General features: G+C 47.1%; 1 protein-coding gene. It reads right to left on the bottom strand.

Features of this window, described 5'->3' with window-relative positions:
- Positions 1 to 351: 351 nt before the first annotated feature.
- Positions 352 to 831 (bottom strand): Hcp family type VI secretion system effector (locus QTN94_RS20115; RefSeq protein ID WP_331428661.1); only part of this gene is annotated, 480 nt, incomplete at its 5' end.

The raw sequence follows: 831 nt of genomic DNA, 5'->3' as shown, positions 1-831 counted from the left end.
CCAGCTTTCTACGTTACGACTCAGCAATGGTACATTAGCTGTGTTATCAATGTGGTGCTCTTTAATTATCCACCAAGGCGTATTTTGATCTTGAGCCAAAGTTTGCTGGGTGGGGACGTCTGCTTGCCAGCTTTGCCACTGCTGATTGTAGCGGATTAATACGCTGTGATTCCTGAGTAACTGACTTCTTCAGGGAGTAAACGCGGCAGCATTGCGCCAATGTCGCCATACGTCTCTCCTATCGTTAACCCTAAACACAAAAACCTTAAATACAAATTACCGCGACAACGGTAATTTGGGGTTAAGGCTTTCAGGAGGCTTCCTGTAGGAAGCCTCTGAAAATCAAAGTGATTAAGCTTCGATAGGTTTACGCCAATCGTCTGAACCAGACGTACCTGCGTTGACGTGATCCCAAGTGATCTTACGGTACGACATTGAGACCGTTAAATTTTGCGTGAAGTCGGACATCGACGGATCTTGACAGTGTGGCATCTCACACTGGATATCGACGATAGACGCGTTTTCTAGCTTAGTGGTGAAGAAGTTCTCTTGTTTGCCTTCGATAGAAGTGCGGTACCATTTAAGCTCTACGTTCTTCATCTTCTCACCAGAAGAAAGCGCGTTGTACAGCAGTGGCACGGCTTTGTTGAGAGTGACAGTAAACTTGAAAGGTTTATGGACGCGTTGACCAGAAGGTTGACCAGATTGTGGATCAGTCGGAACCGAAATAACGTGGTCAAACTTCTGAACCAGCATCTCGTCTTCGTGACCTTCTACATAAGAGTCACCGATAGAGTCAGCCGTACAGGCGCCCGCCGTGATCAGACCCTG

It is taken from the genome of Vibrio sp. M250220 (assembly GCF_036533795.1).
GTDB lineage: Bacteria > Pseudomonadota > Gammaproteobacteria > Enterobacterales > Vibrionaceae > Vibrio.
This window is presented reverse-complemented; position numbering and strand designations above follow the sequence as displayed.